This window comes from Leptotrichia sp. HMT-225, from assembly GCF_030644325.1.
Taxonomy (GTDB): Bacteria; Fusobacteriota; Fusobacteriia; order Fusobacteriales; family Leptotrichiaceae; genus Leptotrichia; species Leptotrichia massiliensis.
In genome coordinates this window covers 477096-496791 of sequence record NZ_CP130323.1, presented here as the reverse complement: position 1 = coordinate 496791, position 19696 = coordinate 477096, and the positions used below count along the sequence as shown (strand labels likewise).

At 30.7% G+C, this 19696-nt stretch carries 24 protein-coding genes; 5 read left to right on the top strand and 19 right to left on the bottom strand.

All coding sequences use genetic code 11. The features are described from left to right. The first annotated feature begins 132 nt into the window (after positions 1-132). Positions 133-882, top strand: a complete 750-nt coding sequence (cobJ, locus tag QU666_RS02460; RefSeq protein ID WP_021770084.1) for a precorrin-3B C(17)-methyltransferase — start codon at positions 133-135, stop codon at positions 880-882. A 100-nt stretch (positions 883-982) separates the two neighbouring features. Here cobJ and QU666_RS02455 read toward each other — a convergent pair whose 3' ends face one another. The 4 genes from QU666_RS02455 to QU666_RS02440 form a co-directional block, all read right to left on the bottom strand. Then, a complete protein-coding gene (locus QU666_RS02455) occupies positions 983-1366 on the bottom strand; it encodes a DUF956 family protein (RefSeq protein WP_036071826.1) in 384 nt (127 codons plus the stop codon). A gap of 192 nt (positions 1367-1558) precedes the next feature. Further along, positions 1559-2476 (bottom strand): PTS system mannose/fructose/sorbose family transporter subunit IID, encoded by a 918-nt coding sequence (locus tag QU666_RS02450; protein ID WP_021770086.1) that lies wholly within the window; start codon positions 2474-2476, stop codon positions 1559-1561. A gap of 18 nt (positions 2477-2494) precedes the next feature. Further along, positions 2495-3301, bottom strand: coding sequence for a PTS mannose/fructose/sorbose transporter subunit IIC (locus QU666_RS02445; protein ID WP_021770087.1), 807 nt, complete (start codon positions 3299-3301; stop codon positions 2495-2497). 15 nt (positions 3302-3316) lie between these two features. Further along, a complete protein-coding gene (locus QU666_RS02440) occupies positions 3317-4306 on the bottom strand; it encodes a mannose/fructose/sorbose PTS transporter subunit IIA (RefSeq protein WP_021770088.1) in 990 nt (329 codons plus the stop codon). 656 nt (positions 4307-4962) lie between these two features. Here QU666_RS02440 and QU666_RS02435 point away from each other — a divergent pair. The 3 genes from QU666_RS02435 to QU666_RS02425 all read left to right on the top strand — a co-directional run bounded on the left by QU666_RS02435 (position 4963) and on the right by QU666_RS02425 (position 7600). After that, entirely contained in the window at positions 4963-5118 is a 156-nt protein-coding gene (locus tag QU666_RS02435; RefSeq protein WP_232218484.1) for a FeoA domain-containing protein, read from the top strand. Further along, complete coding sequence (gene feoB, locus QU666_RS02430) at positions 5115-7307, top strand: ferrous iron transport protein B (RefSeq protein ID WP_021770123.1); 2193 nt, start codon at positions 5115-5117, stop codon at positions 7305-7307. The genes QU666_RS02435 and feoB overlap by 4 nt, the downstream gene beginning before the upstream one ends. Before the next feature lie 119 nt (positions 7308-7426). Next, positions 7427-7600 carry a FeoB-associated Cys-rich membrane protein gene (locus tag QU666_RS02425; RefSeq protein ID WP_021770122.1) on the top strand — a complete coding sequence of 58 codons (174 nt, stop codon included), beginning with the start codon at positions 7427-7429 and terminating at the stop codon, positions 7598-7600. A 354-nt stretch (positions 7601-7954) separates the two neighbouring features. On the opposite strand, the gene QU666_RS02420 is transcribed toward QU666_RS02425, so the two are convergent. The 13 genes from QU666_RS02420 to QU666_RS02360 all read right to left on the bottom strand — a co-directional run bounded on the left by QU666_RS02420 (position 7955) and on the right by QU666_RS02360 (position 14911). Continuing rightward, entirely contained in the window at positions 7955-9013 is a 1059-nt protein-coding gene (locus tag QU666_RS02420; protein ID WP_036071852.1) for a site-specific integrase, read from the bottom strand. Positions 9014-9088: 75 nt separating this feature from the next. After that, a complete protein-coding gene (locus QU666_RS02415) occupies positions 9089-9307 on the bottom strand; it encodes a helix-turn-helix domain-containing protein (protein ID WP_084410146.1) in 219 nt (72 codons plus the stop codon). Between the two features lie 18 nt (positions 9308-9325). Beyond that, positions 9326-10078, bottom strand: a complete 753-nt coding sequence (locus QU666_RS02410; RefSeq protein ID WP_021770118.1) for a protein rep — start codon at positions 10076-10078, stop codon at positions 9326-9328. Positions 10079-10617: 539 nt separating this feature from the next. Continuing rightward, a complete protein-coding gene (locus QU666_RS02405; RefSeq protein WP_021770117.1) occupies positions 10618-10770 on the bottom strand; it encodes a hypothetical protein in 153 nt (50 codons plus the stop codon). Between the two features lie 17 nt (positions 10771-10787). Continuing rightward, positions 10788-11054 (bottom strand): hypothetical protein, encoded by a 267-nt coding sequence (locus tag QU666_RS02400; RefSeq protein ID WP_304984859.1) that lies wholly within the window; start codon positions 11052-11054, stop codon positions 10788-10790. 28 nt (positions 11055-11082) lie between these two features. After that, positions 11083-11289 (bottom strand): hypothetical protein, encoded by a 207-nt coding sequence (locus QU666_RS02395; RefSeq protein ID WP_021770115.1) that lies wholly within the window; start codon positions 11287-11289, stop codon positions 11083-11085. A 75-nt stretch (positions 11290-11364) separates the two neighbouring features. After that, the gene (locus QU666_RS02390; protein ID WP_021770114.1) at positions 11365-12135 is read right to left on the bottom strand and encodes a hypothetical protein; all 771 of its coding nucleotides are present in this window, start codon (positions 12133-12135) and stop codon (positions 11365-11367) included. Next, positions 12126-12764 carry an ERF family protein gene (locus QU666_RS02385; protein ID WP_021770113.1) on the bottom strand — a complete coding sequence of 213 codons (639 nt, stop codon included), beginning with the start codon at positions 12762-12764 and terminating at the stop codon, positions 12126-12128. Before QU666_RS02385 ends, QU666_RS02390 begins: the two co-directional genes overlap by 10 nt. A gap of 26 nt (positions 12765-12790) precedes the next feature. After that, the gene (locus tag QU666_RS02380) at positions 12791-13003 is read right to left on the bottom strand and encodes a hypothetical protein (RefSeq protein ID WP_021770112.1); all 213 of its coding nucleotides are present in this window, start codon (positions 13001-13003) and stop codon (positions 12791-12793) included. A 472-nt stretch (positions 13004-13475) separates the two neighbouring features. Further along, a complete protein-coding gene (locus tag QU666_RS02375; protein ID WP_021770111.1) occupies positions 13476-13646 on the bottom strand; it encodes a hypothetical protein in 171 nt (56 codons plus the stop codon). 167 nt (positions 13647-13813) lie between these two features. Then, a complete protein-coding gene (locus tag QU666_RS02370; RefSeq protein WP_021770110.1) occupies positions 13814-14008 on the bottom strand; it encodes a hypothetical protein in 195 nt (64 codons plus the stop codon). Between the two features lie 42 nt (positions 14009-14050). Next, positions 14051-14647 (bottom strand): ORF6N domain-containing protein, encoded by a 597-nt coding sequence (locus QU666_RS02365; RefSeq protein ID WP_021770109.1) that lies wholly within the window; start codon positions 14645-14647, stop codon positions 14051-14053. Between the two features lie 57 nt (positions 14648-14704). Further along, positions 14705-14911, bottom strand: coding sequence for a helix-turn-helix transcriptional regulator (locus tag QU666_RS02360; RefSeq protein WP_021770108.1), 207 nt, complete (start codon positions 14909-14911; stop codon positions 14705-14707). A 153-nt stretch (positions 14912-15064) separates the two neighbouring features. Between QU666_RS02360 and QU666_RS02355 the strand changes: the two genes are divergently transcribed. Continuing rightward, complete coding sequence (locus QU666_RS02355) at positions 15065-15616, top strand: helix-turn-helix domain-containing protein (RefSeq protein ID WP_021770107.1); 552 nt, start codon at positions 15065-15067, stop codon at positions 15614-15616. A gap of 1891 nt (positions 15617-17507) precedes the next feature. On the opposite strand, the gene QU666_RS02350 is transcribed toward QU666_RS02355, so the two are convergent. Then, positions 17508-18548 carry a RelA/SpoT domain-containing protein gene (locus QU666_RS02350; protein WP_021770104.1) on the bottom strand — a complete coding sequence of 347 codons (1041 nt, stop codon included), beginning with the start codon at positions 18546-18548 and terminating at the stop codon, positions 17508-17510. 34 nt (positions 18549-18582) lie between these two features. Beyond that, positions 18583-18762, bottom strand: coding sequence for a type II toxin-antitoxin system RelB/DinJ family antitoxin (locus QU666_RS02345; RefSeq protein ID WP_198012149.1), 180 nt, complete (start codon positions 18760-18762; stop codon positions 18583-18585). Positions 18763-19696: the final 934 nt, after the last annotated feature.

Below are 19696 nucleotides of genomic sequence, written 5' to 3'. Positions count from 1 at the left end.
ATGTAGTGGATTAAATTGTGAACTTATTTTTTTAGTAAAAAATAAAGAATCTTGAAGCATTAGACATATATAATAAAATTGTAAATTAATTTTTTAATTAATTAGATAATAAAATTTAGGAGGAGAGAAAAAATGAACAAAAAAGGAAAAATTTATGTAGTAGGAATTGGGCCAGGAAAAAAGGCAGATATGACTTTTAAGGCTTACGAAGCAATGGAGAAAAGCGATATAATCGTTGGATATAAAACTTATACTGACTTGATTAAGGAATATTTTCCAAATACAGAAATAAAAAGTTCAAGTATGATGAAGGAAGTTGACAGATGTATCGAAGTTCTAGAACTTGCGAAATCTGGTAAAAATGTTGCTTTAATTAGTAGCGGAGATGCTGGAGTATACGGTATGGCTGGAATAATGTATGAAGTTATTGATGAAAAGGATGATGTGGAAATTGAAGTAATCTCAGGAGTTACAGCAACAAACGCTGCAGCCGCAATCGTTGGAGCACCAATTATGCACGATTATGTAACAATTAGCTTAAGTAATCTTTTAACAGACTGGGAATTAATAAAAAAACGTCTGGAACTGGCAGCACAGGGTGATTTTATCATAAGCTTATACAATCCAAAAAGTAAAGGAAGAACAACACAAATTGTTGAAGCACAAGAAATTATGCTAAAACACAAATCAAAAGATACTCCTGTTGCAATTGTAAGAAATGCTGGACGTGAAACTGAAGAGTATGAAATTACAACACTTGAGAAAATGCTTGATTCTGAAATAAATATGCTTACAATTGTACTAATTGGAAATTCAAATACCTTTGTGAAAAAAGGGAAAATGATTACACCTAGAGGGTATGAGAAAAAATATGAATATTAATACTTTTTAAAAAACTAGTAACAAAATTTGACAATATTTATAAAATAAAAAAATTGGACTATCAAAAAAATATTAAGTTAGTCCATTTTTATTTTCTATTCTATTTTCCTTTATTTTTTTTTAACCATTCAAATAGCTTTTTTAGTGATAAGACAGGTTTATTTCTTACAATTTTTTCATTTCCTAAAAAATCACGCATTGTCTTTAATGTTTTTCCAGCATTTTTTACAACGAAATTATATGAGCCAGCACTTTTAGTATCTATGAAAAAACCACGAATATATTTGTCTTTAAAAAAAATCTGTGCCCTTACTCTTATAATTTCTTCCCAAGGAATCTGAATATAGTCTTCAGGATTACGGTTATTATAAAATTCAAAAGCTTTATCGCCTACGAGTATGTTTCCATTTTTATTTCCGATCATTCCTGATAAAGAATTTGCCTTTGTTGTGAATAAGACTTTTGTATTCATTGAAATAGCCACTTTTATTCCTCATTTCTATAACTTTATTATTAAAACTTCTACAATCAAACAATAACTATAAATAAACAATCTGTTTTTAAAAAATTTCAAGTGTAAAATTAGAAAAAAGTTGGCTTTTTAGTTCCAACTTATTTCTTCTAAATAGATTTTCTATTTATCTAAAATTGAATTTTTAGTAGTCATTCCTTATTTTTAGAATATTCCAACTAAGTGTCCTAAAATTCCCACTGCAAATAATCCAAAGATAATTACAATTGGACTTACTTTTCTCTTAAGCAGCCACATACATAAGAAAGTCAGTAATAAAGCTGCTAATCCTGGTACTAACTGATTTAAGTTGTCTTGTAAAGTTGTTACTTTTTCAGGAGAAAGAGATAATCCGCCTGCTATATCTCCAAGAATTTTTTGTAACTGAGTACCATCTACAGAGCCTTTTGGAAATTCTACGTAAGCTCCTTTTGCTAAAGGAACTTTTGATACAACCATTGGGAAATTAATTGTTGTCCAACGTTGAACCAGTATTCCCATAACAAACATTCCTAAAATAGATGCTCCTTTAGTAATTGTTTGTAATAAACCACCTGACAAGTCTTTTGTAATTTCAGCACCTTTTTGGTAACCAAATTCTTGAGTATACCATAAGAAAGCCACACGAATTACATTCCATACAATGAAGAAAAATAAAGGAGCTATAAGTGATCCACCTGCCGCCAATGAAGCTGCAATTGCTCCTAAAATAGGACGTACTGTAAACCAGAATACGGGATCTCCGATTCCTGCAAGTGGTCCCATCATTCCAACTTTTACCCCTTGGATAGCTGCATCATCAACTGGAGCTCCATTAGCTCTCTCTTCTTCCAGAGCTAGAGTTACTCCTAAAATAGGTGCAGCAATGTATGGGTGAGTGTTAAAAAACTCCAAATGTCTTTTTAACGCTGCTGAAGCATCATCTTTATTTGGATATAGTTTTTTTAATGCAGGAATTATAGCGTAAGCCCATCCTCCATTTTGCATACGTTCATAGTTCCAAGAACCTTGAAGAAATTGTGAACGTAACATTATATTAAAACGATCTGATTTTTCTAATTTTACTTTCTTATTTTCTGCCATTTCGTATTCCTCCTTTAATTAATAGTCATTTAAAATGTCACCTAACGGATCTCCAGAAGAAGATGCTCCTCCGTCTCCTCCACCGTTACCTTTGTTGTTTGTAACATTTAAGTAGATAATAGCCGCAGCAACACCGATAATTCCTGTAGCAATTAATGTAAGCTCTTTTACTGGCGCTAATGCAAAACCTAGGAAGAAGAATGGCCATACTTCTTTATTTGCCATTAAGTTAATAACCATTGCGTACCCTACCGCTACAACAAATCCACCACCAATAGCCATTCCTTCAGTAAACCATTGCGGCAATGAACTCAATGCTCCTTGAATAACATCTGAAGGAACAAATAATAGTAACAAAGCAGGAATAGCAATACGTAAACCTTGACACGCAAGTGCTATCATATGCCATAATTCGACACCTTTGAAGTTACCTTTTTCTGCTTCTCTATCAGCCTGGTGAACAATAACTACTGATAAAGTACGAACAACCATAGTTAAAACTAGTCCCGCAGTTGCAAGAGCGACAGCTGTTCCAATTACGGTACCTTGATCTTTAAAATTATTTTTTGCAAAAATTATAGCTGAAGCTACAGAAGCAAGAGCCGCATCAGGTGCAACAGCTGCTCCTACATTTGCCCAACCTAAAGCCATTAATTGTAAAACTCCACCTAGCATAACACATTCTTTTATGTGCCCTGTCGCAACTCCAATTAACGAACATGCAATAATTGGCTGATGGAATTGGAACTGGTCAAGGATACCTTCCATTCCTGCTAGAAATGCGACGATTAATATTAAAATAATTGATAAAATATTAAAATCCATAATAACCTCCTAAAATTAAAGTTTTAATCCTTCATTTTGTTTTTCTGAAATTAATTTAAATAAATCTGCCTTCTTGTCAGCAGCAACCTTTCTTACATCAAATTGAACACCTAAATCTCTAAGTTTCTTATAAGTGTCAACATCTTTCTGATCCATTGAAAGCACATTGTTTACCATTACTTTTCCAACAGTATGCGCCATCGAACCTACGTTTAACTCTTTAATGTCCACACCTTTTTCAATTACATAAAGTGCATCCTGAGGATTTTCAAATAGCAATAATGCTTTTGTATTTCCAAATCTTGGATCTTTTGAAACTTCCACTAATTTGTCAAGTGGTATAACGTGTGCACGTACACCCGGAGGTGCTGCCTGTTCTATTAATTTTTTACGTAATTCATCTTTTGAAACTGTGTCTGAAACAACAATTATTCTATTTGGATTTGTTGCTTTTGTCCAGCTTGTTGCAACTTGTCCATGTAACAGACGTGTATCAATACGAGCTAGAACAAATTTTATTTTCCCATCTCCGATAACTGTTCCTTCTGGAATTGCTCCTTTTGGTGTGTCATCTTGAGTTGCTGCTTTTGCTACTGCTTCTTTAGGCTGTAATTCTTCAGGACGAACCTTAACTTGATCTTTTCCTTCTGGAACAATAGCTTTTGCTACTTCATGAGCTGTATCTAAATCTTCTCTTTCTGATAAAGCTGCTAATAGCATTGGCAAGTTAAGTCCTGCTACAATTGCTCTTTTTTCAGGTGCTTCTTCAAAGAAACGATTTGATTGGTTGAAAGGGCTTCCTCCCCATAAGTCAACTAAAAACAGAACTTCTTCAGTTCCTAGTTTGGCAATGGCATCTTGAATTTTTTTATATAAGTCTTCTGGTCCTTCACTTGGCATAAATACAACTGATTCTAGCAATTCCGCCTCACCTAGAATCATTGAAGCTGACTGCTTTATACCAGCTGCAAATTCACCATGACTTGCAACGATAATTCCTACCATTTTGAACCTCCTTTTAGATAAAATATATTTTTTATGTTTTCACTTTATGAAATTTTAATGTTCCTAATTATTTCTAGTAATTGTTTTACTAAAATTAAAAGTGAATAACCTCATAATATGAGTGTACCACATTTTTTTAAATTTGCAAGTATTTTATAAGAAATTTATATAATAAAATTAATGGATATTGATTTTTAGTAGTTTTTTTATAATTTATAATATCAAAATCAATATAACTTAATGTCAAAAACATTTTTACTATAAAAAATAACAATTTAAAAAACTTACCTATTTATTCTCCTTATTAAGTATTCAATTCAATATAACTTAGCTATATAAAATATAGTAAAACTTCCATACCTTTTTTTATTTATTATAATTTATTTTTTTATTAGAAAAATACTTGCATTATTTTTTAAAAAATTATAAAATGATTTGACAACAAAAATATTCGATTATCGCAGTATTTGTTAAACTTTTGAAATAATTTTAAAGTGAATTATTAAAAGTTTATCAAAAAACTTATTTTAAAATTATTTTAAATAAAAAAATTTCAGAAATCAAAAAATAATAATGAGAGGAGATGGACTAAAATGACTCTAGTGGAAGGAAAGATTGGAGAGAAATTTTTGCTAAAAGATATTGATTAGAGGACATTGGATACACGATTATTAAGTTTGGGAGTTTGTAGAGGCGACGCATGTACAATAGAAAATATTGCAAATGGAAATATCTTAATAAAGACAGTAGAAACAAAAATCGTAATCAGTACAAATTTAGCAAATCATATTCAAATTGAGGTGGTAAAATGATAAATGTAGCATTTGTCGGAAATCCTAACGTAGGAAAAACCGCTTTAATTAATCAAATCTCACATGCAAGTTTAAAAATAGGAAACTGGCCAGGGGTAACAATAGAAAAAAAGGAAGTTTTTTTTAAGATAGGCAATGAAGATATAAAACTTATCGATTTGCCGGGAATTTACAATTTATCAATAAATACTCCTGAAGAGCGTGTTTCAAGAGATTTTTTACTAAATGAAAAAGTTGATGTAATAATCAATGTTATGGATTCCACATCGCTTGAGAAAAATATTTATTTAACAGCTCTATTAAAGGAACTCGGCATTCCAATCGTTATGGCACTTAACTTTGAGGATGAATTTAAAAGGATTGGTTATAAGCTGGATATAGAGAGATTTCAAAAGCAGCTTGGCATCCCAGTCGTCTTTACAAGTGGAAAATCTGGAAACGGCGTAGATAAGCTTATGGAAAAAGTAGTTGAAATTTCAAAACAAACTTCATCAGAACATAAACAGAACAGACTTTTGTTTGACAAAGAAATTGAGAGTAATATTGAAACTTTGAAAAATAAACTAAAAAATGAGAAATCCTATGAAAAAATGCTAGAAAAATACTCTGCTGACTGGCTTATTATCAAAATTTTAGAAAATGATACAAATGTAATGGCAAGAGTAAAAAATGAATTTGGAATCAACTTATTAGATGTTGGAAGTCTTGAGAAGAAAAATCTTGAGGAACATTATGGAATTGAGCCTGAAGATGTATTGGCAAGGGCAAGATACGGAATTGTGCGTGGAATTATCTCAGCAAATTTGACAAGAGGTACTGGAAATAAATTTGCCTTGACAGATAAAATTGATAAAATACTTCTAAATAAATTTTTAGGTGGAATCGCATTTCTTGCTATAATTTATGCAGTGTTTGTTATTGTATTTGATGGAAGTTCTCCCTTTATTGACTGGATTGACGGGTTTTTTAGTGATTTTGTAATAAAATATGTAGGGCATGCTATTGAAGGAGTACCTGACTGGCTAAGCAGCTTTGTGCTGGAAGGGATTCTTGCTGGAGTAGGTTCAGTCTTGACATTTGTTCCACTTATGTTCTTTATATATTTTTTCATGGCAATTCTTGAAGAAAGTGGGTATATGGCACGTGTAGCGTTTATTCTGAATAAAATGATGACAAAAGTTGGACTTTCTGGAAAAGCATTTATCCCAATGTTAATCGGATTTGGATGTACAGTTCCAGCAATTTATTCCACAAGAACGTTAGAAGATGAGAAAACAAGAAGGCTGACAGGAGTTATTGCCACTTTTATGTCTTGTGGTGCAAGACTTCCAGTTTATTCTCTTCTTGCGGCAGCTTTTTTCAGCAAACAGGCAGCCCTAGTTGTAGTTTCAATTTATCTTTTTGGAGTATTTATGGCTCTTTTTGTAGCATTTATACTAAAAAGATTCAAGTACTTCAAGGGAAATAACACTGAACTTCTAATAGAACTACCTCCTTATAGATTACCAAGCGCAAAAGTTGTATGGAATAATATGAAATCAAAAACTTTTGCCTATGTAAAAAAAGCAACCACAGTAATTTTAGGAATACTTCTAGTTATCTGGTTTTTCCAATATTTTCCAAATAAAGGAGATGCCGAAAATTCTTACTTAGGACAAGCGGCAAAAGTTGTACAGCCTGTTTTCAAGCCAACTGGCTTTGGTGACAGATGGGAACCTGTAGCTTCCATTGTACCAAGTATTATAGCAAAGGAGACTGTTGTGGGATTTTTAGGGCAAATTTTGTTGTCAGAGAAAGAAGACGAGCAACAGGAATATAATTTTGCAAATGATTTAAAAGAGCAAGGAATTGGTCTAGGAAATGCTGTACTTGATTCTACAAAATCTTTGGGACACATTGCGACTTTCAAAATTTCAACATTGGAAATGAAAAGTCAGGAAGATCTTGATGAAGATGCTGGAGGAAATATCGTTCCAGCAATTAGAAATCTATGGAATGACAAATATGGTTCAATAAGAGCTTATTCATTTATGTTGTATGTTCTTCTTGTAGTGCCATGTGCTGTAGCAATGGGAGCATTAAAACAGGAGTTTGGATGGAAATTATTAGTATTTCAAGTATCAATGCTATTAATTTTACCTTATGCTGTATCAGTACTGTTTTTTAATGTCGCACGATTATTTGTATAATTTCAGAATCATTGAATTATTATAATTCAAATATATTTTTAGATTAAAATATAATTTTAAAATGATATTTATAAATAAAATTTATTATTAATCATGCAATCTTGAAAGGATGTCAAAACATGGTAAAAACAATCATTGTTGCTGTAATTGCAGCTATAATTGTGTTTGCAGTCTTTAGAAAAATATATAAAGATTATAAGAAAAATAAAAATTTTTGTGGAACAGATTGTTGTAGCTGTTCAGGCACTTCAACCTGCAATTCACATAGAGAAACGGAAGATTATAATGAATAATACAACTCAAGCATCACTATCTCACAAAGATAAAACAAAGCTTTAAAAAACTTTATTATAAGAGTTTTCCTGTATAATCATATCTGACCAATAGAAAAAGTGAAAACTTTTTTCTTCAAAACTCCTTTTTAAATATGCTATCACAAGGGTAGCATATTTTTTTTGCCATTTTTTTACAAAGCAAGGTAATACAGTACCAAAAAGGTATTCAGTTACCTTTTTCATTTTTTAAGATTTTTTATTTATTTGTGATTTTTCCAAAAAAGGTACTCAGTTACCTTGCCGGTTGGTCCCCCGTTGGTCCCCAAATTCATTGCCTACAAATTATCAGTTTTATTGATCCGATTAGATCTTTTAATTTACATCATTCAAAAATTTGATGTTATCCATTGATACAGTCAATTCCTCGATGTCTGATTGAATATAATATTCATTTGTAGTGCTTATGTCCTCGTGTCCCAGTATATCAGTTATTACAACGCTATTTATTTTCTGATTGTTCATAAAGGTTGCCAATGTCTTTCGGCAATCGTGTGGCTTATGGTTCATTTCTAACTCTTCCAGCGTCTTATAAAACTTTTCTCTAAAATAATTTGTACGTATCGGCTTATTTTCTTTTTTCTTTTTCTCAAATACCCATTTTTTATTATATAGCAAATATTCAGTTGGACTGCTCTCATATAGTCCTTTCACTAACTGAAATATATCCTTGTGTATTGGTATTTGTCTATGTCTCCCTTTTTCCGTCTTGTTTCCGCCGTTTATAATTCTACGTAATAAGTCAACGTTTTCTTTTTTCAGTTCTGTAATTTCGCCTATTCTCATACCTGTGTAAATCATAATCAAAATATAGTCTACCCACTGTATGCCAATATTATTCCATAGCTTTTGAATTTCATAGCCTGTAAACACATTCTTTTGCCTTTTACTGCTTTCCTTTGGCAATCTTATAAACTTCGCTCTGTTCACTGTCATTATTTCAAGTTCCATAGCATAGTTGGATAATACCGTCAAAAAGTTCTTTGTGATCTTCTTTGTTGCTACACTGCAATCAAGATTGTTTACAGTGTCTTGCATTTGTGGGCTTTTTATTTCCCTAAATATTAGACTATGTAACGGCTTACATCTCTTAAAGCTGTTCTCATAGCCTTTTATCGTGCCAACTGCAACAAGTCCTTTTTGATTTTCAATAAATAATCTATACAGCCCTTTAAATGTCATTGTACTGTTCTCTACATCATAGGGATTGTATAAATATTCATTCAGCACTTCCATTGCCTGTTTCCTTGTTTCATAATATCCCAGCGATACCCTTTTCTTTGTTCTCCAGTCCGTAACCCTTACCCTGTAAGGCTTTCTCTTTGTGGTTTTTGTTACGCTTCCAGTACCATTTGCATTTTTTATTCTTTTCATTTCTTCCACCAATCCAAAAATCTAGCTAATAGGCACTACTCTGCCCTATAATTTTAATACCGTTTTTTACAATAGTCAAAAAAATATTTTAATCAATTCATTGTCCGTTAGTTCTAATAACTCTTTTATTTTGTATATTTCCGACTGTGTAAAATAATTTTTTCCGTTTATTTTTTTATTAAGTCCACTTTCCGATATTCTTAATTCCTTAGCTAATTTCTGGTAATTCAATTTTTTATCCTTTATCTTGAGCTTTAATACGTTGTATGCCATTCTCTTTGCTCTCAAGTTCAATTAAATCACCCCGTTTTGTTATTTGAATATTCCTGAAGTAGTAAACAGCCTTTTCCTGTCGTTTATCATTTCAAAAAAGGCCCGAATTTCCATATCATCAAGTTTCATTATTCGTTTTTTTCCTATAATCGTTATATATCTTAATACTGCGTCTATATCATTTTCCGTATCTTTGACTATTTTTACATCAATAGCATTTTTAATTTCTTCCTTTTTCCATTTTTTCCAAGTCTTTTCCAATTTTCCTATTTCTTTTTTCCTAATCCAATGTTTTTTAAAGTCCTCTCTAACTCCTAATAACAAATGGATATGCGGCAATAACTTTCCTGTGTATTTGTTATAGGAAATTTCAACTATTTTTATATATCCCAGCATTATAGCCTGTATGCTCCTTTTTCTTACAATTTTTGCCACTATGTCGTTATTTTCAGTAACTTCATCTCTTAATTTCGATAAGTCGCTTATTTCTCTGCCGTTAAATGTTATTAGGATATATCGGATTCCGTTTTGTTCATTGATTTTTTCCTTTAGTTTTAAATACGTCTTGTATTTCCTGTTTTCTCTACATAAAGGGCAAGTTTGACGCTTGCACCTTGTTACATAGTTTATTTCTCCACTTCCGTATAACAGTTCATTGTTTATACATTCTAGCGTTTCATCAATTTCACTCGCTTTCCTGTATTCCTCTATGATTTCCAATATCTCTATTATCCTGTTTGTTTCTTCTTCTGTGTATCTATATCTTTTCGGATAATTTCCCCTTTCACTCATTAATTTCACTTCCTTACCCAAATGTTAAATTCGGCGTGCATTATCCCTCTCTTTTCTCTATAATTATTTTTCTTTGTGTATGTCTGTATATAATCAATAAATTATCATTGCTTTTCTTTGAAATATATAGATTATTTTATATTCTAAGCCCTTATTTATGCTATCTAGGTTATATCTTTGAATGAAAAATGATTAAAAATGTAAAATTCGTTCCCATTATAACTATATATAAGTAAAGGAAAAAAATTTTGCTTATTCAAAATTACGTAATTTTTTTAACCTTGTATTAATCTTACATTTTTGGCTGTTATGGTATCTAACTTTACATTTTTATTTCCTATTTTTTACTTTAAAAATGTATAATTTGTTATGGTATTTAATATTACATTTTTATTCTCTTATCATTTAAAGATTGGGGCCTAAAATTTTGATTGTCTTAACTGCTGTGATATGGTATAATTGATATATAGAAATACACCAAAATAATTATGATTGCTTGTTATAACACTCCCCCCTTTTTGTGAAATAACAGGCATTTTTTATTTCTTGTTCTTTTTCTTTGGATCATATTCTTGCTGTGATTTTCCATAATTCAGTTTGCCACACTTCTTGCATTTGGCAGCATAATAAATACAACTGTTTTCTATTCCAAATAAGAATGTTCCACAATGCTTGCAATATACTGATTTCATATTTTCTCCTTTCGCTGTTATGATAATGGTTGTCTGTCTTCCTCTTCATCAAAGACTTGCATTATTTGTTCACTTTCGTCAATAAGTGCTTCAAAAACAACATTATCTATTGATACCTCTAACAAATCGGTAACTTTATCCACTATTTGAATTATTTGTTCACCAGGTATTTGCAATTCGCCTAAAAACTCAACAAATGCCAATGCCTGTATTTTCCGTTCTTTTTGTGTTTCAATCCACTTCTTTTTTCGTTCTTTATTTGCTGTTGTTACGACTTTTCTCAATATATCTATTTTATCCATTCTATCCCCCTTAATTGTATGCTAACGCTGTTATTTTTATGCCAAGCTCCATTAATTCATATATTGATGTTAAATATCTCTCGTATAGCTTATAATCGTCTATTTCCTTATCTAATTTCTTTATCACGCTTTCTATATCCTCGTTATAATTTTTATGTCTCTGTATCTTTTGAATATTTTTTCTAACATTAGGCATTTTCTTTTCGTATTTTCCCATTTTTAAAAATCTCCTATTTTTTTCATTTTAAAGCCTAAAATTCCAATTATCTTGAAAAATTAGGCTATTTTTTCATTATATTAGGCCCAACTGCTCCTGTTCCATTGCTTCAAATCCCCTTTGTGTTGCCTTGTCTATTTCGCTTATAAACAAGCTCCGCACTTTCCTAAACACTTCCGTTGCCTTGTCCCTGCAATCCTGATATATCAAGTAATGTGGCACGTTCTTAGATATATTTTCAATGATTGTAACGTTTATAACTGTCTCCAGCTGTTGCAATAAACTTAATTCCTGTGCATTTATTTCGTTTCTTTCAGGCTTTTTCTTGTATCCCATTATCCTGTACGCTATCATTGTGTAGTTTGAAAAATATAGTTTCCATTTTTCTTTTGGTACATTCCCATACTCCAGCAATCTTTGAATAGTATTCGTTTCCAAGTTCCTTAATGCTTTTCCCATTGCCCTTACTTGCAATCTTTCACGTTCCAGTGCCTTTTTAAGTTCATTTTCTAAATGTTCGATATATTTAAATACTTTATCTCGTACAATTATACTTTCACGGCTTGCCACTCTTATCGCTTGTCTGAATGTTAATTCAAACATTTCTCTTTTTTCTCCCTTTTTGTCTATATATTCAACGCGGAAAATATTTTCCTCGTTAAATTCTTGTAAAATGATACGTTTTAATTTCCTGTGTTCCATTTCTACAAAATGCTCTCTTTTTATTTCTGCTTTTGTCAATGTTCCAGCCTTTGCCTTTTCCTCATACTCCTTTTCTCTAAATTCATTAATCTTATCCAGTAACTCCCTACTTGTTATCATTTCCTTGTTTCCCATTAATTCCATTTTTTTCCTCCACTCTTAATTTCTTTGTCTATATTGTGATAAATAGCTTTTAATTCTGTCCATTTTAGGTTGTTTAGTTCATTTAAACTGTTATTATTCAATACCGCACTTTGTTTATCTTTGCTAATTTTTGAAATGTTGTTCTCTATCCATTTTATACAATTTTCTTTTTTTAGTTGTTCTTCTTTAGCTGTTATTTGCTGTTTTAACTGTCGTTTGTTTGTTTTTTCCTCGTGCTTATTTATTGCGTCATTATCCCTTTCATTATCAATGGTGAATGCTCCACACATTAAATATTTTCTAGCATAGCTTATTGATACGCCTGTTGCCTGTGTCAAATCATTCCCATTCTTAGTTTTTGCTATAATAACATCAATACTTTTTGTGATTTTTTCAACTGGATTTTCCACATCTATAATTTCAAGCGTGCTTGTTAAAATTTCTCTTTCATTTTCTATTCTAATCTTCTCCTCAAATAACAATATTAATTTATCCTCTTTTAAAAATGGCTTTAAAGCGTTATAAATATCTTCCGCCGAACGATAATTATAATTTCCAAATTCATTTTTATTTTCTTTCGGAGCCTTTAATTCAACCTGTATTTTATTTATTTTTTCATAAATATTCATTTTACAACCTCTTATTTCTAAAAATCTTAAACACTTTCTTCTTTTTCTATTAATTTATATTTTAATTGTTCAAGTTCCTCAGTAATATTTATTCCCATATTTAAAATATGGACGAGGCCCGCCGCTCTATATTTAAAACCATCTCCATTTGATACAGCTTGATACATTGCGTCTAGTAACCCCGTTAATTCTTCACATTTAATTTGTATTTCTTCAACTTCTATAAATGAAATTTCCATTATTTCACCCCCTTAATCATTCTTTTTATTCTGTTAATCACTTTATTTCGGGCCTTTTCCCTTGCTTTGTCGCTGTTTTTGTTTACCATTCCTATGGCTTCAAATTTGTGTTTCATTCCTTACCACTCCATTTCTATATTAAATTTTCTGTGTATCTCCGTTTTCGATGTATCAAAAAATTATTAAGCCCAACGCTTAACCTAACAATCAAATTTATTTGTGTATTTTCTTATATTGCCTAGAAATGTATTCTATATGCCTATTTACTTGTTTTATGATATGTGTTATAATTGTTTTGTATTTTTTCGATGTAAATTTTAGGTATAAAAAAATACTACAAATTCCTTTGCATTTTTAAGAAGTTTGTAGTATAATCTACTTGCTACGGTGGATTATACCACAAAGCTCTTTTTGTCTAACGATATAAGGGGCTTTTGCCTTATACGACTTAATAGGTTGTGTAAGGCTTTTTTTAATTCCTTTTTATAATTATTTGCTTGTTTTCTTCATCTAAAATGATTTTAATATCATTGTTTTCTTTTGACAATTCCAAAAATCTAGCAAATTCAGCTGGTATTGTTACTTTGTTAGTTGTTCCGTTTCCAGCTTTATAAAAAGTGATTTTTGCATTTTTCTCTTTCATAAAACTCTCCTATCCGTTAGTACAAACATATTATATAATATTAGTACTAACTTGTCAAGTTATAATTTACATTTTTTTCATAAATTACATTACAAACTTCTCAAGTATGCTATTTGATTGTGATTGTCCTTGATTTTGACAGGCCCAAATGCTTCTATAGTTTCATATCAGTTTAATAACAAAACTTCATTATTCCCTAGCCCTGTATTTCGATTGATTCCGTCCATTATAACCCTTACACTTTCGGGGTATAGCCTTGTTACTACTTTCAATAAGTCCTTGCCATAATCATTCGCTAGTGCATATTTAAGCACGCTTTTAAATCTGTCCTTTGCCCTTACCGTCTTGTTATAATTTTTCATTCTAGCCTTTAAATCAATGTGATATTGTTCCTTAAATACCCTTTAAATTTCATTGTATCTGTTCCCATAATTTCCCCCGCCAACTCTTACGACCCTGTTTATAATGTCCTCTATCTGATAAGGCTGTAAATCTCCATTAAGCCCTTTGATTATTTCCTTTTGTGCCTTGTTCTCAATTCTTAACCTTTCGTTTTCAAGCTCTGTTTCAAGTGCCATTTGCAAGGCTTCTATTTTGGTTAGTTGCTTAGGCTGTACCTGTCCAGTTACTACAACGAAGTAGCTATCTATTAGCATATCCTGTATTTTCCAGCTTAATTCATCTGTAAATGATTTGGTAAGTTTTAAATATCCTCTTTCAGTATAAAGTATTTCGATACTGTTTTTACTGTATTTGGAAAAGGATTCCGAAAATTTCGACTTCCTTATTTCATCTTTGGATATTTCAAAATAATCTTTTCCAAGTTCAAATTTTCCCCTGTTATTTTGAAAATTCTCAATAACTCTTTTAGGCTCTCTCTTATGCAATTTCGCCACATCATAGGACGTTATCACTCTTTGCCCTTTGTATTCCTTAGTTTCAATCTCAATTCCATTGATCAAGATTTTGTTGTTTCCTGTCAATACTGCTAATTCTTTCATTTCTTACCTCTCCTATCCTGTTTTTTAATATTACTCGGCTAAAATTTCAGCCCACCCCTATTCGTTTATAAAGATTTCTACTACTTCATCATTGGTTAGGTTTAAAAATTCTTTTAGTTTAGCGATTTCTTCAGGCTTAAATTTAGTTCTCCCATTAAATCTTTTGTTTACTGGAACTATTGAAAAGCCGAATAATTTAGCTACATCGTCCTGTGTTTTTCCGTTTAATACCATTTTTGAATCCAATAATTTTCTGTTAATCATTTTTTATCACTCCTAACTATTACATACTATGTATGTTTTTTGTTTAAATATAACATACATAATATGTGAGTGTCAAGCATTTTTTGTTTGTTTTTTTAAACTTTTATGATATGATATTTATAGAATCAATATAGATTGGATTGGTGAGTAATTATGAAAATAAATGAAAAAATAAAACAATTGAGAACCGAAAACAAAATGACACAAAAGGAATTTGCCAATAAAACAGGTCTATCAATTTCAGCAGTACAAAAATACGAGTATGGCGACTTAACTCCTAGTGAATCAGTATTATTTAAAATTTCTAAAATATTTGATATAGATATTAGTTTTTTTTTAAGTAACAAAACAAATAAAGATTTTAAAAAAATAGATGATTTCAATAATCAATTGCTTAGAATGGCTTATAATAGATTTGAGGATTTAATAGAACTTACTAAACCTTTTGAAAGTGCAACAAAATATAATTATAACGAACAAGCAACAAAATACAATTATAACTCTGAATTATCTGAATTTTTTACAATATTAAAAGCAGATGGATACGATGTAATTTTTTCTATAAACAATCTAACATTTTCTATAAATTTAAATGAACTTTATAATGAATTGAAACCATTTATTGAATTTTTATTATACAAACATTCTATACCTGTAAAGGTAGAATTTAGAAATGATGATACCCCTGAAAATAAAGAAAAATAATTATAAAATCAGACGGCAAAACTTCTGCCATCTCAAAACGACTGGGTAAATCGCCTACCCATAGTTAAAGGACTAGGCGAATTGTCTACCCCTATTAATTAAAATGTTAGGGGAGTAGTTAAAAGCGACACCCTTTGAAGTGAATAGATAAAATCTACCGTGTTAGCTTTTATTAGCCAGTATATAAAATTTATATATCAGATAACGGGCTATGTTAAACTTAGGTCGTGAATAATCATTGAATACAGCCAATAGGGATAAACTCCCCTTTGGTTGTTTTTATTTCTCCATTTGTGGGGAAAATTAAGATAACGGAAGTTTCCATTTTCGGATCAAGTAATAACTATTCGCCAGAAGTGGCGAAAATGATTTTATACCTACATTTTCCAACACGTCAACAAATGTCAACAATTTTCCTTATAACTTTTTACAGCATAAATAAGTGATAACCCTGATACGAAAATTTTTCGTAGCGTGAATAATAATTTTTTTAGTTACCTAGTGAAACACGACCCCATATAAACAAAATACAAGCCCATACACGCTTTCAATTCATTTCTTTGATAATTTCACTGCCTAACTTATCAAAATACTTCCACAGCTTGTTTTTAAGCTCACGGCATTGTGAAACTTACAGACAATTCATTTACATTTGGGCCTTTTGAAAACTCTCTATAATTCCCCGAATAGCTTGTAAAAATTAAAAAATAAAACATTTTTTTAATGTTAATGAAAATTAAATTGTTGGCTTTTGTCTAGTTTTTATATCCATACTGCATAAATCTAACTTAGGGAATTTTTTTATACCCTAATTCAAATTTAGTGTTTCCTAGAATTATTTTTACAACAAATCAGCAAGTTAAGATTATTTCAAATTTTAGTATTTTTTAGTAATTTATATTTTCCATTTCTCAATTTATTCATAAGACGTTCACAGACGAACGTAGAGGGGGTATCACGTTCATTAAATTAAATTTTGGTATTAATCTATGGCTAGGGTATAAATCTATCTTAAATCGCTTAATTTTCATTAAAAAATTATTTTTATTTTTAATTTTTACAGGCTATTCGGGTTTTTATAGGTTGTTCTAACAATAGGCCCATTTGTTATTAGCTGTTACTTAAATTTAAGTAGTAGCTCCAGCGTTCTTCTTTGTGAAGTATGTAGGTAAAATATTTTACTCACATCATTTTTGAATAGGTCGGCACAAATTTCAGCCGACCCCAATACGATACCTTAAATTTAAGGCGTCGTATTTATGCCGTAATTTGCAGTATTTTTTTACTTGCTGGATCTACCAAGAAAATTAAAATGTTAGGTTTTGTTAAGTTTTTACAATTCCTTATCCAGTGTTATATTTTAAAATCAATTCTAAGAGCTATAGAGTACCCACCACGTTCATTTGTAAAACTTTTGGTATTAATCTATACCTTGACTTAAATAATTGCTTATATCGAATATATGAAGTTCATAATTATAATTTTATCTGAAATGTGAAAAGTGATTTGTGAGTTCATTCTTAAAATCAATTTTAAGGTGGCTGCCGTTTCGCTCACGTTCGTTTACAAACTTTTGATATAAAACTATGGCTAAGATGTAAAATGTTCTCAAATCGCCTTAAATTTGTTAATAATTAATTATTTCCGTTTTATGTCCGTTTTTATTAAATGGTAAAATTGCTTGCAAGTACTTAAATAAGCTATGTTGTATATTTATTTAATTAAAAAAAGCGGAACGGACATTGATTTTAAAAATAATAGCGTATGTAAATTAGTTGGGACTCGCCAGACCCACAGGGCAAAAAAATCTCTCCAAAGTACCTTTTTTTTATTTTGTTTTTGCATAAAAAAATCACAGCTAAATTAATAACTGTGATTCTGTTCTGCTCTTTTATTCCTCTGTATTCATATATTTACCTATCGTTGTAACGAATTCCCTTGCGTCCAGGAAATAATTTGGGTACGCTTTCCGTAAGTTCTTTAAGTTCTCAACTGATACCGATACAACGTTGTTTGTGTCCTCTTTGTATTCACGTTCATACATCAAATAATCTCGGCTTATATTTTCTTCTGGCACTTGAATATATCTTATGCTGTTGCCTTTGTAGTCCAATATCAATATCAAATAGCCTTCTCCTGTGATTTCCTCAAGCCGTTTGGTTATAACTCGTAAACTGCTTAAAGTTTTCAGTATATTAAATTCCCTGTTTAGTTCTCTTAACCTATCCAGCTCTTTTGAAATTTCTGAAATATCTTTGTTCAATTCGATGTATTCTATCAGTTTACTTGATAATTTAAAAAATTCTCTATAATAAATATCGCCGCCGCCTGTCTTTAAAGATTGCTGCTTTATGCTGTCTATTATTTCAACTGAGGTAGCCCATTGATGTTGCAACTTAGTTCTTATTTGTAACTCGATCTGATACCCCTCAAGTTTTGTTTCCTTTTTCCCTTGATACTTAAATATCTGATGTATTGACCTATAACCGTCCTCTTTTGGCTCTAAGATATAATTTTTTTCCCTAATAAATAAAAAATTATTCTTGTCTTTTTGTTTATAAACTTTATTTTTTAAGTAGCTTGCAACTTCTTCGGTATCTTTTATGCTAGGTAATATTATTCTTGCTCCTGCTAAATCCTGCATTCTACCCAAACGTAGCTCTGGAAACCTTTTAAGTTTCCCTATTATTGAGGGCAATCTCTTTAATCTTTGGGAAATGATTATTGAATTTCTGTTGCTTGGCAATTTTATTTTCTTGTTATTTATAATACTTCTTAAGCTCCATACGAAACTTTTTATTATTTTTGAGTGTTCCGCCCTAAAATCTGATAACTTTTGTAAGTCCTCAATAGTTTCAGTATTTTCAACTATTCTTTTACTTATCCTGTTCAGTTCCTTTTTAGATACCTCTTTATCATTAATATAAACCATAAAATAACTCTCCTTTCATTCGTATCAAGGTAAATTATTCTCCAGTTTCTTCTTTATGCTTTGGCTCCCCAACATAAAAAGGTATCCTCTGTTCTCTTACCGCTTGCTTTAAAAATATATTTACCGCAGTAGTTAAATTCATTCCTAAGTCCTTAAATAACTCTTGGGCCTCTTTTTTAGTTTCATCATCAATGTTTATAGTCGTTGCACTCATTTTCATCACTCCTTAAATATTTATATTATATATATATTATACACTTAAAATATATAAAAAGCAATAAAAAAAAGCCAAATCTTTACATCAGGCCCATTTATTCAAGTTCAATTATAATTTTATTTCCAACGTTCGTTCGCTTTTGGTTGTATTTACTGCAAATTTTTGCAATCTCTCGTGTTTCCTTGTTACCTATTCAACCACTTATCATTTCTGCTTTTGTTTCCTGTTTGCACCTTTTTGCTTTGGGGTGCATTTTTGAAAAAGGGTGCATTTAGTGCCACTTTTCGCCATTATTATTTGGTTTTGGTTACCGTTTCAATATACCATAATTAAAAGCTTATTTGATGTTTTGCACTCTTTTATAAAGGGGTGCATTTTGAAAAAAAGTGGGTGCATTTACTGAAATTTTTTGCAAATATTTTCATTTTTGGTTGTTACCTTTAACCCTTATTATTATTATTGTATTTATTAACACTTTGCAACCACTAAAACTGGTTGCATTTTTGGTTACTTTTGGTTGCATTTCCAATTCTAAGTGGTTGCATTATTAAATTTTTATGGAGTAGTACCATTATGAAATACACTACTAGCCTTTGGATTGGTATTATAATTATACCATATTTTACATAAAATTTGAATCAGCTGGGAAATAATTTACATCAAAAAAGGACTACTCAAATTTGAATAATCCTTTTTTTATTAGCTAGATTTTTAATTTTAGAATTGCAAAAGTAGTGGTATTTTTTTGGTACTCGCAAACCCCCATAAATAGCGACTTCATTTTTTTACTTTTTGAGGTTGGTCCCCCGTTGGTCCCCAAATTAAATTTTATACCCATTTTTACTGGCTTTCTCTTAAAAAAGAAGTTTTTTCTTCAAAACTCCTTTTTAAATATGCTATCACAAGGGTAGCATATTTTTTTATATTATTA